Raw genomic sequence first — 16,294 nt, 5'->3', positions numbered from 1 at the left:
TATTTCTATAATTAATTACTCATTTACTTCCGTTACCTGCAAACAGAAATTGTTAGTTAATTCCTCTTTTACCTGTTCAAATACTTCTGTCCAATTACCAGGCTGATTTTGACGAAATAAGCGCATGGTCGGATACCATGGGCTGTCATTACGTTTAAGTAGCCAGCGCCAGTCAGGCGCGAAAGGTAAAAGAGTCCACACCGGTTTGCCAATAGCACCCGCCAGATGAGCAACTGCGGTGTCAACTGTTATTACAAGATCCAGGTTAGCAATTACGGCAGCTGTGTCGGCAAAGTCATTTAATCCTTTGCCAATGTTGACTATGTTCATTCCAATTGGTGTATCTTTGGAATCGATCGGGTAATTAACCTTTTGAAGACTGTAAAAGGACCACTCTGGGACATCAGTTAATTTGTTAAAATCAGATAGTGAACAGGAACGATTATGATCTTTTGAATGATGTGGGTTTCCCGCCCAGACTAATCCAATTTTAAAATCTTTACGAGTCTTAAACCAGCTTGCCCATTGATCTACCAGTATCTGATCCGGGGTAATATATGGTGTTTTTAGCGGTATTGATTTCAGTGTAGTTTCAAATAATCCCGGCAAGTCTAAGAGATGAATATGGACATCAGGTTGTTCCGGTAATGTATTAACAGAACTCTTTTCTATAATTTCATCGATTCCATTGTAATTTTTAAATAAGCGATGAAGACTTTTATGGCACGCTAATACTACATGGCCACCTTGTTCTTTAACCATCGGCAGATATCTGACAAATTGTATGGTATCTCCAAAACCCTGTTCTGCGTGGACCAAAATAGATTTTCCATTCAGTGGACCGCCATTCCACATATGATGATTACGAGTTGTAGAGGCGCGATTTTTTATGTTGAGCCGCCATTTGTATTCTTTCCATCCTTCCTTAAAGTTCTCTGTCAGTAATAATACAAATGATCTGTTTACATGAGCCAGAGCAAAATCCGGCTTCAGTATAGTTGCCTGCTTATAATATGCTAAAGCCTCACCATGTTTACCTGAATCCTGGAGCGCTGTCCCTAGGTTGTTGTATGCTTCCGCAAAGTTCGGTTTTAGCGCTATTGCTTTTCTGTAGTTTTCTACAGCTTGATCAAGTTGGCACAATTCTTGAAGAATAGTGCCTAGATTATTGTATGCCTCGGCATATTTTGGTCTGATCTCTAAAGCCCGGTTATAACTTATAACAGCTTCCTGAAGTTTATGTTGTTCAAGAAGTGCAGTTCCTAGATTATTATGCGCTTCCGCATAGTCTGGTTTTAGTGCTATTGCTTTTCTATAGCTTTCAACAGATTCATCAAGCCTGCCCAAATCCTTAAATGCAGTACCAAGGTTGTTGTGTGCAAGGGCCAAATCAGGATTGATCTCAGTTGATCTTTTGTAACTTGCTGCTGCATCATTTAGTTTGCCTGATTCATGAAGCAAAGAACCAAGATTGCAATGTGCCATTGCATAGTAAGGATTAAGTGTTATTGCCTTTTTGTAGCTTACAATTGCCTCATCTGGTCTGCCCGATTCCTGAAGTGCCGCGCCTAGGTTACAGTGTATTTCAGCATTGTCAGGTTTTAGAGATACGGCTTGCAGGTAATTTACGACGGCTTCTTTGATCTTACCTTGTTCTCTGTATGTATTACCGAGGCTGTAATATGCGTCGCTGTAGTCAGGCTTGAGTTCTTTTGCTTTCCTGTAGCTGGCCAATGCATCATCAATTCTTCCTGTTCCATGAAGAGCAGAGCCAAGATGGAAGTGTGTCAGTGCATTATCAGGGTGCTTTTTAATAGCTATGTTGTAACACATTATTGCGGAGGTGAAATCTCCAGCCTGATGATGCCTATGTGCTTCTTGTAATAAGTCTGATAATCTCAGGTTTTGGATTTCAGAATTTGTAGTCTTATTTTCCCCATAAATACCAATCTGTGGTCCAAAAATGGAAATTAATGATGTTTTTACTTTATCAAACACACCTCTCCAATCACTAAATACGGATTGTCTGAACAAGCGCATTTCAGGATACCATGGACTGCATTCACGATTAAGGAACCAGCGCCAGTCAGATGAAGTATGCAAGAGTGTCCATACAGGTTTGCCTATTGCCCCGGCAAGATGTGCAACTGCCGTATCAGTGGAAATTATTAAGTCCAGATTATTCATTACAGCAGCAGTGTCATCGAAATCGTTCAACTCTTTATCAAGGTTGATAACTTTCATATCTTCAGGCGCGTTTAATGCTTCCTCAGACGATGGGCCTTTTTGAAGGCTGTAGAAAGTAATACCTGGGATTTCTGACAACGAAATAAAATCATCAAATGTACAAGAGCGATAATGGTCTTTAAATGTTGATCTACCAGCCCAGACGATGCCGATTTTCAAATTATTATTATTGGAAAGTTGTAATCTCCACTTTTCTGAAAGTACAGGGTCCACTGTTATATAAGGTGTACATGATGGGATAGAATCCATATTTGTGCCGAATATGCCAGGCAGGCTTAACAGATGAATGTGTGTGTCGAAAACTATGTCCTGGCTGGGCATCATTTCTACAATTTCATCTATACCTGCGCAATTTTTCAGTAAACGAATAAGCTCCTTCTGGCATTCAAATATCACATGTCCTCCAAGGTCTTTGACCATTGGCAGGTAGCGTACAAATTGGATGGTATCTCCATATCCCTGTTCAGCATGTACAAAAATTGTTTTTCCATTCAGCGGTGAACCGTCCCAATGGGGCAGTTGGAATTTGCTGGAGTTATAATTTTTTGTTTGCAGTCTCCACTCATATTCCGGCCATCCATCTTCAAGGTTTTCTGTTAACAGCAATGCGGACGACCTGTTTATGTGCGCGTGAACACTTTTGGGATTATATTTTACTGCCAGGTTGTAACTCCTGATTGCTTCTTCATGCTTACCCTGTTTCTGTAGTGTGGATGCTAGATTATTGTGTGCATCCGAAAAGTCAGGTTGGAGCAATATTGCACGTCGACAACTTGTTTCCGCTTCAGCAAATTTACCAATGTCCTTAAGTAGATTTCCTAAATTATTGTGTGCCATTGCATAGTCCGGTTTAAGCGCTAAAGACTTATTATAGTTTTTGATTGCCTCTTCAAATTTGTTCTGTTCTTTAAATACTGTTCCAAGATTATTGTATGCTGCTGCATGGTCAGGTTTAAGTATTATTGTGTTCTCCAGTAACGCACGAGCTGTTCCTGTATCACCTTGCTGCAGTTTAAGTGTTCCAAGGAAAAAGATTGTGTCAATGTTTGCAGGTTCTGTTTCAAGTATTTTATTATAAAGTATTTCCGCATCAACAAAATTTCCAGCCTGGTGAAGTTTAAGTGCTTCTTGACACTTCCTCATGTTACCTTTCACTTTTTGATTCATAGAATTTGAAATCCTTAACTCTAGCTATCACTATGTTGCAATACATATTTGTTTATGTTTAGTTGTTTTTTTTAATGTCATTGACTTCTTGTAATAATGCATTCTTTACTTCCTTAAACAGGTAAGTCCAGTCATTTAATATGTTTTGTCTGAATAAACGCATTTCCGGATACCATGGGCTGTCGTTACGATTAAGCAGCCAGCGCCAGTCCGGTGCAAAATGTAACAGGTTCCACACTGGTTTACCAAGTGCTCCCGCAAGATGTGCGACAGCAGTATCAACTGAAATGACAAGGTCCAGATTATCGATTATGGCAGCTGTGTCAGCAAAGTCTCTTAACTGATTATTCAGATTAATGATCTTTATTCCTGGCGGTGTGTTCTCCGTTTCACCGGATGCCGGTCCTTTTTGAAGACTGTAAAAAGCCGTCCCTTGAATATTCAACAAGGGATAGAAGTCTTTGAGAGAACAGGAGCGGATATTGTCTCTCTTGTTCTCAGCGTTTCCTGCCCATACAATACCTATCTTAAAATCATTGTTGTACGTGTGTAGATTACGCCACAGTTTTGCTAATCCGGAATTAACACTAATGTAAGGTGTCTCAGATGGTATTGAATTCAAGGTGGTGTTAAAAATTCCCGGTAAACTTAAAAGGCTGATATGTGTATCAAATGTTATTTTCGGTTCAGTTGTTTTTTCGACCACCTTATCGATTCCTGTACAATCTCTAAGTAGACGATGCAGACTCTTGTGACATTCGAAAATTACGCGGCCTCCCTGTTCCTGTACCATTGGCAGGTAACGTACAAATTGTATAGTGTCTCCAAAACCTTGCTCAGCATATACCAGAATGGTCTTGCCCTTAAGAGGTGACCCGTCCCATCTGAGATTGTGGAACTTTCTCAGACAGTGTGCTTTTGTTTTAAGTCTCCATTCATTTTCCTCCCATCCCTCTTTATATTTTCCTGTTAACAATAATGCAAAAGATCTGTTTAAGTGTGCTTCCGTATAATCCGGTTCAAGTTCTATTGCATTGTCATAACACGTTATTGCTTCGTCAACCCTCTCCTGTTTCTGGAGTATTGCGCCAAGGTTGTTGTGGAGTTCAGCACTACCGGGATTAAGTGTTACTGCCAGGTGGCAATATAATACCGCTTCCACCGTGTTACCCTGTTTCTGTGATACCGTGCCAAGGTTACTGTGTGCTCTTGCATGGTCCGGCATAAGCTTTATTGCTTGTTTATAATTTGCTATTGCTTCGTCAAGTTTTCTCTGTTCTTGAAGTATTGTGCCAAGATTGTTGAATGCATCGGCGTTCTCCGGATTGAGTTCAATCGAGTGTTTGCAGCATTCGACTGCTTCATCAAACCTATCCAGCTCTTTAAGTACGGAACCAAGGTTACTGTATAACTCTGGATTGTCCGGTTGAAGTTCTATTGCCTTTTTATAGCTTTTTACCGCTTCCTCAAGTTGACCGGACCCTTGCAGTATCACACCAAGCGTGTTATGTGATTCAGGATAATTTGGGTTTATCTCTATTGCTTTGTTACAACTGGTTAATGCCTCTTCTAATCTGCCTGAATCTTTAAGTGTGGAAGCAAGATTAGTCTGTATAAGGTATGCATCTGGTTTTAATTTTAAGGCTCTATTGTAGCTCTCTATCGCTTCATCATATTCTCCCTGTTTTGAAAGAATAGTAGCAAGATTATTGAGAATATCAATATTATCCGGATCAAGAATTTGTGCACGTTTAATACTTTTAATAGACTCATCAAGTTTGCCCAGTTCCTGAAGAATCGCTCCAAGTCGACTGTGTGCTACTGGATAGTCAGGTTTCAGAGAGATTGACTTTCTATATTCTCTCTCCGCGTCATCAATTTTTCCAAGTTCCTTAAACACATTTCCAAGATTTAAAAATGCCTCATGATCGTCCGGCTTTAAAATAATTGCCTGTTTGTAATGTTCAATCGCCTTATTAAATTTATGCTGTTTGTAAAATATATTGCCTAAATTATAAAATGCTTCAGAATAATCCGGTGCAAGACATAATGCTCTTTTGTAACTCTCTGCCGCCTCATCAAGTTTACCTTGATTCTGAAGTACTGTACCCAGATTATTATTAGCTTCTACATGATCTGGTTTGAGCAAAACTGTTTTTTGCAGGAGCTCGGCAGCTTTATCGAGATTTCCAGCTTGAAGATATAATGTGCCCAGGAGGAAGTTTGCATCAATATGTTCCTGCTGTTGTGCAAGTATTTTCTGATAAAGTATAGATGCTTCTTTTAAATTTCCCGCTTGATGATATGTGTGTCCTTTCTGCAGACAATCCTTTATATTAATTTCATCTTGACTCTTTGGAGTGTTTTTTAAAAATGGCTGGAGGTATCCAAGTTTGTTTTGCCTCAAATATAATCCATACTTGTCAGCAATTTTCATTTGATATTCAATATTATTCCGGAATTCGTTAATATGGTAATTGCTGTCTCTTTCTCCCTTGTCATAAATGGAATACTTTCCTCGTTTTACTTTTGGCGAACCAACTTTGATCAATCGTTCAAGATTACCCTTGCTTATGTCATCAGTCTCCTCCGTATCAAGCCTGGCATGCAATGGAAGTGCGGCGCTACAATTAACACAATACTGCTTCATCTGTTCTACATAGTCCTTCGGAGTTTTTTTCCACCATTCCGGTGACACAGTCCAACCACCCGGTCCATCAAAAACAATATCGAAGGCTGCTGCTATTTCACAGAAAAAAGCTCCTTTAGGGTTGATTGAGGCGCTCCAACAGTTTTGTACCCAGCAATGGTCAATGAGGTACCACATTTTAAATTTGTCTACGACAGATTCATTTGCCGAAACAAGTATCGGAGAATGATACAACTTGCCCAGTGTATGGTCGTTTAAAAGTACATTACCGAATACATCAGCAATTATAGGAGCGTACTTCTCTTTTCCCTTTGGCAGTGTTGACCATAGACCACATTTTATTTTATCGGGGACCTTTGATTTAAGATATGCAGCCATCTCTGTAAACTGAGGATGCAGCAGGGGCTCACCACCCATAATTCCTATAATCTTTGGATAATCTACAAGTGAATCTACCGCTTTCTTGAAGAAGTCTAAATCCATAAAGAATGGTTTTTTTGAGTGACCGACCAGCCGTGTACAGTTAGCACATTGGTGTACACATGCATTAGTGATTTCTATCTGGATTACATCCATATCCAGTAATGGTCGCATAATTTCTCCTGGAATTGAATTTTAGTATTATCTAATAATGAATATAATTATTTTCTGTTGTATGCTTTTTCAATTGCCATTTCAAAGAATTGTTCCAGTTCATGTACGCTTTCCCTGTCTTCATACAAACAATCTGCTTTCAATTTAATTCTTTCTGTTATTTCACTTCTCCATGCTTTATCATTTGCAAGTCGATATGCTGTATCAACATATGACACACTATTGTCGACTACACATTCCATTATATTTAGCTTCTTATAGAGAGCGAGAGTCAGTCTGCTGCGTAAATAATCACCCGGCCATGTTACAATCGGAATGTTAAATGCAAAAGCCTCCAGACTTGTATTGCCGCCTCCATAGTGAGGTGGATCCAGAAGTACGTCCGAAATATTCAGTAAAGATAAATACTCATTTGTAGCCATTCTGGGTAGAAACTTTACACGGGCTATAACATCAGAAAATGTTCTGGAGAAACGGTCAAGCAGCATTTTTTCCCAATGTTTGTATTTTCCTTCGATTAACACTAATAATCCATATTTGTCTTTACGTAAGAGATTTCCCAGAGTTTTGTCAAAATCGGGGTGTAATTTGAAAAGGGTCTGTGGGCATACGTATAGATTATAATTTTTGTGTAGACCAAAATATTCTCTTGGCCGTAGTTCTTGTGTAAGCTTGGGTCGATAGTAATAGATAGTTAGTCTGTCCGGGAGGACCAGTTGTTCCGTGTAATGCTTTTCTGCTCCAGGCAATTCGGCCATTTCAGATGAAATAAAATAGTCTATATTAGGAATTCCAGTCGTTACAGGGTGTCCCCATGTGACACATTGGACCGGTGCCAGACGTGAGAACGCCAGAAAGTAAGTTAAAGTATCCATACCAATTTCAAGATAAAACAAAATATCCAGTGAACATTCTGCAATTTTTTGACGTGCAGGTTTTAACTTTCTCGGCAACACAATAACATCATCTGCATCACAATCTATGGCTTTTGACGTAGCATTCTCGTCTTCGTCATTAAACCGAAATAATGTAACGTGAAAACGTTCCCTGCAGATATGTTTAATAATTCCATGGTTTAACAGTCCGATAGTGTGGTTAGTAAGATAGTGAGAGATTATGCCTAGTTTGATCTTTTTATTTGATTGTGAACGTTCTTTATTAATGTCAGGTGATATCCAGGAAAGTTCAGGACAGACATTAATATGAAAAGATGCGATTTTTTTCTGTATTTCCTTGTCATCCAGCCCCTGGTATACAAGGAAGAAATTTGTTGAACCTATTTCTGTCGTAGGATCTTCAATCTTAAGCCCTTTGGTATTCAGTGCCTCTAAGCCTTTAAAGAGATTTTTTCTGTACTGTTTTATAGATTCCTGCGACTCATTTATAGTGGGATGTAGTAGAGCTACCTTTATTTCAATTCCCGGATTATGTTTTAATTGTAATGATTTTTGATAACTAATAAGCGCATCATGTGTATTACCAAATTCCTCTAGTATGATACCAATATTTTTGTGTACCTCAGCATTAAGAGGTTTTAGTTCTCGTGATTTCTTGTAATAAGTTAAAGCATCTTCAGCATTGCCCTGTTTTTTATAGACAGCACCAAGATTGCCATACGCTTCCGCATAGTCAGGTTTAAGTTCAATGGCACGATTATAGCTTACAATTGCTTCGTCAAACTTCCTCAATTCCTGTAATATAGTCCCCAAATTGTTGTGTAAATAAGGATGGTGTTGATTGAGAGTTACTGCATGTTGACAATTCTGTAGCGCCTTTTCAAATTTGCCTTGTTCATGCAATGCCGTGCCAAGGTTACTGTATGCCATGGCATGGTTAACGTTAATCATTATCACTTGTTTATAGTTTGTAATCGCTTCATCAAGTCTGCCTTCTTCCTGAAGAATCGTACCAAGATTATTGTAGGCGTCTGCGTATTCAGGATTAATAGCAATTGCACGACGGCAACTAACCTTGGCTTCATCAATTCTGCCCAACTCTTTAAGTGCTGAACCCAGGTTATTGTGTGTATCAGGGTCTTCAGGTTTCAGTCTTATTGCCTTATTGTAGTTAATAATAGCATCTTCATGATTACCGGTTTTTTGTAAAATAGTACCTAGATTGTTGTATGCTTCAGCATGATTGGAGTCTAATTCAATTGCTTTTTTACAGCTCTCCATTGCTTCATCCAGCCTGCCGGACTCTTTCAATGCTGATGCGATATTACTGTGTATTTTCGGGTCTACTGGCTTAAGATTTAGTGCGTTTCTAAAACTTTTTAGTGCGTCATCATGTTTACACAGTTTGGAAAGCACGATGCCAAGGTTATTGTGCGCTATTACGAAATCAGGTTTAAGTGTAATTACTTTCCTATAACATGTTGCGGCATCTTCAGGTTTTCCAAGTTCCTGGAAAATGTTACCAATATTTAAGTGTGCATCATAGTTATCCGGTCTGAAGAGTATTGCATGTTTGTAGTTTTCTAGAGCCTTATCATATTTACGCTGTTTGTTATATACAGTACCTAGATTATAGAATGCTTCAGCATTATCTGGTGCAAGGTTCAATGCTCTATAATAACTTTCTACTGCTTCATCAAGTTTACCCTGATTCTGAAAAATAATACCAAGATTATTGTGGGCCTTTACATGGTTTGGATTGAGTATAATTACTTTTTTCAAAAATGTAGCAGCAGCATCAAGTTTTCCCGATTGTAAATATAAAGTACCAATTAAAAAGACTACATCAATGTGATGCGGATTTGTTTTGTATACCTGAAGATAAAACGCTGCCGCATCATTTAAATTTCCTTCCTGATGATATTTTAATGCTTTTTGTAATATATTATTTGAATTTTCCATAATATAGATAATTGATGATTTCTTAGATTTTCTAGACTTACTTGAGCTAAATACATGCCAAAGGCAGTTTCGGTCTCTAATTTGTGTATAACATGAACATATAATTAATTTTTTCATTAGTTCGGGAAATAAGTTGTATCTTATTCAGATTTAAGATTTGATTACAAACAGTGGATTATGTTGATATGTTATCATAATCTATTGTATTTCTGCGAGTTATGATGTGTATTTATAATCAGAACAAATAGATGTCTTGAAGAATTTATAAAAAATTCTAATAATTGAATAAAAAATTTTCTTTTGGGAACTATATTTTATAAATACTCTTTCTGTTGATATTTTATTTTATTACTGTATAAATTTTCACCATTTTAGAATATTTTTCCCGTTAAATAACAGTAGTGGCCCGTTTTTTTGTATATGCAGCCATTGGACCATAAAGTATTTTGCGTTAAAACCAGAGCGGACAACGCAGATTATTTAAGGAAACTAACATATAAATGATTGACTACTATTCTCCTTTAAAGTCAGAGCGTATAGCAGAATATGGCGATAATCCACGTACTGAGATTGTAGACCTTGTTCGGGAAGCACCTGAAAATGTATTTGAAATTGGATGTGGTTCCGGTGCAACGGGAATGGCTATTAAACAAAAATTTCCGAAAGTAACATATATTGGGTTGGATTCTAATGGTGATTCTATAGACATTGCACAATCTCGATTGGACAGGGTCATTGTGTCTGATATAGAAAAAGTTCCACTAGATACCTTTGGATTAGAGAAGGAGTGTTTTGATCTTATAATTTGTGCCGATATCCTTGAACATCTTTATGATCCATGGAAGGTCCTCCATTGTCTGCATGACTATCTTACAACAGATGGAAAGATCATTGCCAGTATTCCAAATGTACAGTACATCAATCACATTATCAATTTTATGCATGGTAAATGGAAATATGATGATAATGGTCTTCTCGATGCGACACACATTCGTTTCTTTACTCTTAATGAGATAGTTAAGATGTTTACCGGAACAGGCTATAATATTATTCATTGCAGTGGTGCGACCAATCCAAAACTCAACAGTGATACATGGCCAAGCGATTTTGATTTTGGGAAATTTGTATTGAAAAATATTACAAGGGAAGAGGCTTTTAGATTTTCTGTGCTTCAATACCTGATAATAGCGGAGAGAGTTGACTCAGAATAAAAGGAAAAACATGCAAATCAATTTTGTAGATTTAAATAAGCAATACAATCACATAAAGAGTGAGGTTGATGGCGCTATTCAGAGAGTCATCAAAAACAGTTCATTTATAGGTGGTGAAGAAGTTTGTTCTTTTGAAGAGGAGTTTGCTCGATATTGTGACGCGCGTTACTGCGTTGCTGTAAATTCCGGAACAGACGCGTTAAAGTTTATCTGTTTGGCCTTGGGTATAAAAGAGGGTGATGAAGTGATTCTCCCCGTTAATACTTTCATAGCTACAGCGCTCGGTGTAAGCAGCATTGGCGCTATACCGGTTTTTGTGGATTGTGAGAATGATACTTACAATATTGATACGGAGAAGATTGAAGAGAAAATAACCTCCAGAACTAAAGCAATAATTGCTGTCCATCTTTATGGGCAACCGGCAGAAATGGACTCTGTTTTGTCGATAGCTCAAAGGCATCGTCTTTATGTTATTGAGGATGCATGTCAAGCTCATGGTGCTTTTTATAAAACCCGAAGAGTTGGGACTTTCGGTATTGCTTCGGCCTTTAGTTTTTATCCAGGTAAAAATCTTGGTGCATATGGAGACGGGGGGGGTGTTATAACGAACAATGCGGGAATTGATGAAAAAATAAAGAAACTTCGTGAATACGGGCAGGAAGAGAAGTATGTCCATACAGAGATGGGTACAAATTCACGTCTGGATGGATTGCAGGCCGCCATTCTGCGTATTAAGTTAAAATATCTTGATGAATGGAATGATAAACGTAAAAAGGTAGCGGCCTTTTATTACGAATCATTGAACGGCCTTCAAATTAATCTACCGGAAACCAGGCCGGAGCGTGATCATGTTTACCATCTGTTTGTTATTGAAACCGATAAACGTAATGAGTTGCTACAGTACCTGAAACAAAAAAATATATTTTGTGGTATCCATTATCCCATTCCACTTCACTATCAGGGAGTATATAGAGGATTAGCTTATAAGTCAGGAGATTTTCCTGTTTCCGAACTTTCTGCTTCAAGAATATTGTCACTTCCCATATATCCGGAGTTGGAAAAAGAAGAGATAATCTATATAAAAAATGCGATCGATGAATTTGCATTGACTTCAGTTAGTCCTTTAGTGTCCATTAATTAAAAGTTGAATGAGATGATAATTTAGCAGTTGGAGTTTTGTAGTCAATATTGGAGAATAGTTAATGAATATTTTGCTCAGTTATACATCGAACCCAATGACAACCGCTTCTTATCTGGAGAAGGCGATACGGAAGATTTGCGGGGTGATTACCTATGGGCCTGCAATAAATAAAGGAATGTTAAAATCATGGGATTTGTTAGATGTCGAAGACAGGGTAAGAAATCATCAAATACCTTTTTCAGATGGCGATATGATTCGTGTAATAAGGAAGTTGCCTGCAGGATGGCACCCGGATGTATTTTTGTATGTGGATACTGGTATTTTCTATCCACTGATAAATTTAGATTTGCTTGAGTGTATAAAAGCGTGTTATTTGATTGATTCTCACATAAATTTTGATAGTCATCTGGAATTTGCCAGGGATTTTGATGTCGTATTTGTTGCTCACAAACCTGCAGTAGAGATGTTTAAGGCGAGTGGCATCGAAGATGTATTCTGGATTCCTCCTGCTTGTGATCCCCAATTACACGGGAAAACGAGAGGAGAGGGTTTGTACGACATTAGTTTTGTGGGGACTCTTAATTCAGAATTTAATCCTGAAAGAGTAAACCTGTTTAATGCATTAAAGCAAAGTTTTAACGTTTATTACGAGAGGTGCTTTCTGGAAAGGATGGCAGAGGTTTTGTATCAATCAAAAATAGTATTTCATAAATCTGTAAATGATGGATTAGCCATGAGGGTTTTTGAAGTACTTGCCTCCGGGAGTATGCTTCTCACAGATGAATCGAAAGGAAGTGGGCTTACAAATCTCTTTGAAAATAGAAAGCATATTGTAATATACAGAAATGAAAAGGAGCTTCTGGAACTTGCGGATTATTACTTGAGACATGAAGATGATAGAAAAAAAATAGCTGTTGAAGGAATGAGAAAGGTTTTAACAGAACACACTTACCGCCATAGAGCAGAGGATATGATAAGAACATTATCCATGTTTAAAAAAATGAGGGATATTCAGTTACAACTATTAACCTGACTCCTGATGTTTTCTCTATTTTGTTTCTGGGCCGGAAAAAATAATACTGTTTTGAAAGAATTATCTCCATAATCACACTGGGCTGATCAAAGCACCTACAGATTGCATATCATATATAATACAATTATCAATGTACTATAAATAGTATGCATGTTTTAGAAGAATCTATAGGTTTATCCGTGAGTCTGAAAATTAATTTGACATTGCGAGTTATTTTTGTTAGCGTTATTAACGTTCTAAAATATCTATAATAAATGTGTAGTTAAAATCAGAAAGACAAATAAGCTTATTATACATCTTATTGTATTGTTGTTACGTTAAACGTGAAGGAAGGGGGGTTGTATTGTGAGGGTAATGAGAAATTTTATTATAATATTGATAGTTTGTTTCGTTGCTGTTATGGGTTCGACGAGTGTATTTGCAGGATATCTTAATTTTTCGGATGGTGATGATTTTACCTTTTTTCCGCTCCCAACCGCATGGGATCCGGGGCTGAATACAGCCCGAGTTGGGGGTTTTCCAGCACCGGGTGCCGCTAGCTGGAGCGTGATGGGGCCCACATTAAGCGCAAGTCCTGGTGATCCTCATTCCGGATCTACCACGTCTGATTTGACCGCTTTGTATGCCGGTGGGGTAGATGAAATAACTACTATAGGTTTGACATTGGACAAGTGGGCGGCCGTGTCGGGTTTTACGAATCTAGGTATGGTAGCCGACAGTGGTGTCGACATAGGTGCACCTGAAGCATCTGGTGGTCACCTTGGGGACATCCGCGTCGGGGCAATTTTCATTGATGGTACTGTTGGTCCGAATGTCCTCGCACATGCGTTTCAACCTGGTACTGAAGCTATATTCGGTCCTGGGGGTACAATTGCAGGTGACATGCACTTCGATGACTCAAATATATGGTCCGATGGCGGGGGCGGAGGCACCATCGATTTTCACACCGTTGCGCTACACGAGCTTGGTCATGCGCTAGGTCTGGGCCACTCAGCAGTAGCCGGTTCAGTAATGGAAGCGACGTATGCTGGCCCTCGGCGCGCACTGCACGCAGACGATATTGCTGGCATCACTGCCATTTATGGAGCACTACCAGTAACTGCTGTTCCTGAGCCTGGCACAGTATTACTATTAGGTATAGGTGTCTTTGGGATGTTTGGGTACGGTTTGCTGAGAAGGAAACAGGTTCAAAATTTAAAAAGCTGATGCACATGGTTAATTCTGTGTGTCCTTTATAGCAGGAAAAGTTATTATGGTTGTGCCTGACGGCACAACCATAATAAATAAGCAGGATCATGTCAATATGAAACACCATAGTTTTGTGAAGCCACTTTCAGGATATATCGTTTTACTATTCATTCTCGTTTTAGTTTCTTCCAGTACCAATGCAATGTGGGTAAAAGCGTCTGATTCAGAATTAGTTGAACACTCAGATGTAATTATAACCGCTGAACTGATAGCTTGTACACAGATAACCATACACCAGCAGGAAACCAATATCGGTATTCTCAAAGTGGAGGAGGTTTTAAAGGGAGATGATAATCAATCTGCCTTTCTTCTCGCTTTACCATCTGCCAGAGTGCTGCGAAAAAGTGATGATATCTTCTACAAAATTGGGCAGAAGGGGTTATGGTGTCTGCGTGAACGAAAGCTTAAGGGAGAAGCCGGTATTTATCTTGCTGACCAACCGCAGCGTTTCACATCAGAAGAACACGCAGCTGGTCAAATAGAAGCGATTAGAAAAATAGTGGCAGAGGAAAACAAGCAGTAGTGTTCAATTAGCATTTAAGAAAAAATAATTTGTATTCATCATAGGGCATTTAAAAATTATTAACTTGTAACGCATTAGATAATTCATTAAAAAATTTGAATGCTTATTAAGAATAGCATCTGCTCTGTCAGAATCATAATCACTATTAGGGTTCAAACAACTTATTAAGAAGGATGCGTGCTTCAGGTCGGTAGGGATCCGCAGCCTCAAGGGCTAAGAGCATTCTACGATCACCCGATGGGTCAGAAACTGCACTTTGCTGGGCAAGGACGAAAACAATCACATAGCTGGTGCGGAAATCGTGGCTTGTTCGGATACTCTCCAGGTAAGCATCAATTGCTTCAGACTTGCGACCTTTTACGCGCAAAATTTCGCCCTTCAAATAGATATTGCGGGCAGACAGATAGTTGTCCAGTTGTGTGTGAAAGTCGCTTCCACCTGTAGTAATTACATCGGATGAATGGGGTTGAAAATCTCTAAGAGAGTATCCAGGTTAGTATAACTTGGTAGCGGTTTCTCGTAAGTGAAACGAGGCACACCGAAGGTCACTAAGTCTCTCTTGCCAGCCAATAGGGTTCCGAAGAGAGTAAAGCCGTTTGACAGGGAAGATTTAATAAGCGTATCAGCCAGACCTTTTTTAAAAACCATACCTGGCTACCTGGGTTGAATTTTATTTGAAAATTGCATCTTGTGGAGAGTGTCCAGATTTTTCAAAATATTTAAGCGGTGTCTGGTTGTTCAGCAAACCGATTTCAATAACACTACCGTTGGTTGTTACTACCAGTAGTGTTCCGGAATCAGTTACTTCTTTGATATGACCAGTCTTCTCTTGTGGTGATAGAGTAACATTACTATGCAGCCTTGAGCGTGTTACTGTAACTTGTAACAGTTTCCCATCAGGCAGACACAAGGAGGTTAGTGGCTGCTGGAATGGATCAAAGGAGAAAGCACATATTTTCCTCTGGATTTCTACGCCTGTTTTGGCCCAATCAATAACCCGGTCCCGATCGAAATCAATACTATCATAAGGGTAGTATAGTTTAGCTGACATATCTTGTGGGTAAGATTTAACTGCGTTACTCAAGAGAGCAGGATAAGAATCTATGAAGAGTTTAACCGCCGCTTCACTCATCGAATCAAAAAGGTCTCGTGCTGTCGTCTCCTCTCTAATTGGAACGGATGACTGCGCGATGATATCTCCTTCATCGAATTGTTCAACCATGTAGTGAAGGGTTGAGCCGGCTTGCTTCTCTCCATTCAGTATTGCCCACGCAATGGGATAGCAGCCACCGTATCTTGGAAGCAGACCAAAATGCAGGTTTATACAACCTGATGTTGGCAGGTTCAGTATTGCAGGTTTAAGTAGTGGACGGTATTGGATTGAGAAAATGACATCCGGTTGAAGTTGTTTTAACTCATCAAGATAGTCATTAATGTTACCAACAAATACTTTCAGTCGTCTCTTAGCTCCAAACGAAATCAAATCAGCCTGCCAGTCTTCCGGAGCAGCGACGATAGCACATATCTCTGTGTCTTCCCTTTTGTAAAGAAATTCCAGGCACTGTTCAGCTACCCATTTCTCTCCACACACAACAACTCTTTTTTTCTTCATATTGAATAAG

General features: G+C 38.9%; 9 protein-coding genes. 5 read left to right on the top strand and 4 right to left on the bottom strand.

The genetic code is table 11. The annotated features are described in order from the left end of the window. Nucleotides 1-15: 15 nt before the first annotated feature. Genes SCALIN_RS04915 through SCALIN_RS04905 form a run of 3 tightly spaced genes read right to left on the bottom strand, consistent with a single transcriptional unit; the run spans nt 16 to nt 9,516 of the window. The gene (locus SCALIN_RS04915; protein ID WP_096893196.1) at nt 16-3,414 is read right to left on the bottom strand and encodes a tetratricopeptide repeat protein; all 3,399 of its coding nucleotides are present in this window, start codon (nt 3,412-3,414) and stop codon (nt 16-18) included. A gap of 58 nt (nt 3,415-3,472) precedes the next feature. Continuing rightward, nucleotides 3,473-6,658 carry a tetratricopeptide repeat protein gene (locus SCALIN_RS04910; protein ID WP_096893194.1) on the bottom strand — a complete coding sequence of 1,062 codons (3,186 nt, stop codon included), beginning with the start codon at nt 6,656-6,658 and terminating at the stop codon, nt 3,473-3,475. 47 nt (nt 6,659-6,705) lie between these two features. Then, the gene (locus SCALIN_RS04905) at nt 6,706-9,516 is read right to left on the bottom strand and encodes a tetratricopeptide repeat protein (protein ID WP_162532149.1); all 2,811 of its coding nucleotides are present in this window, start codon (nt 9,514-9,516) and stop codon (nt 6,706-6,708) included. A 500-nt stretch (nt 9,517-10,016) separates the two neighbouring features. Between SCALIN_RS04905 and SCALIN_RS04900 the strand changes: the two genes are divergently transcribed. The 5 genes from SCALIN_RS04900 (at nt 10,017) to SCALIN_RS04880 (ending at nt 14,672) form a co-directional block, all read left to right on the top strand. After that, on the top strand, nt 10,017-10,727 hold the full coding sequence (locus SCALIN_RS04900; RefSeq protein WP_096893190.1) for a class I SAM-dependent methyltransferase: 711 nt from the start codon (nt 10,017-10,019) through the stop codon (nt 10,725-10,727). A 10-nt stretch (nt 10,728-10,737) separates the two neighbouring features. Continuing rightward, nucleotides 10,738-11,868 carry a DegT/DnrJ/EryC1/StrS family aminotransferase gene (locus SCALIN_RS04895; protein ID WP_096893467.1) on the top strand — a complete coding sequence of 377 codons (1,131 nt, stop codon included), beginning with the start codon at nt 10,738-10,740 and terminating at the stop codon, nt 11,866-11,868. Between the two features lie 61 nt (nt 11,869-11,929). Next, entirely contained in the window at nt 11,930-12,901 is a 972-nt protein-coding gene (locus tag SCALIN_RS04890; protein ID WP_096893187.1) for a CgeB family protein, read from the top strand. Between the two features lie 354 nt (nt 12,902-13,255). Next, nucleotides 13,256-14,107 carry a matrixin family metalloprotease gene (locus SCALIN_RS04885; RefSeq protein ID WP_096893466.1) on the top strand — a complete coding sequence of 284 codons (852 nt, stop codon included), beginning with the start codon at nt 13,256-13,258 and terminating at the stop codon, nt 14,105-14,107. Between the two features lie 46 nt (nt 14,108-14,153). After that, complete coding sequence (locus SCALIN_RS04880) at nt 14,154-14,672, top strand: hypothetical protein (RefSeq protein ID WP_096893185.1); 519 nt, start codon at nt 14,154-14,156, stop codon at nt 14,670-14,672. Between the two features lie 670 nt (nt 14,673-15,342). On the opposite strand, the gene SCALIN_RS04870 is transcribed toward SCALIN_RS04880, so the two are convergent. Then, nucleotides 15,343-16,284, bottom strand: coding sequence for a methionyl-tRNA formyltransferase (locus tag SCALIN_RS04870; RefSeq protein ID WP_096893181.1), 942 nt, complete (start codon nt 16,282-16,284; stop codon nt 15,343-15,345). Nucleotides 16,285-16,294: the final 10 nt, after the last annotated feature.

Source organism: Candidatus Scalindua japonica (assembly GCF_002443295.1).
GTDB lineage: Bacteria > Planctomycetota > Brocadiia > Brocadiales > Scalinduaceae > Scalindua > Scalindua japonica.
This window is presented reverse-complemented; position numbering and strand designations above follow the sequence as displayed.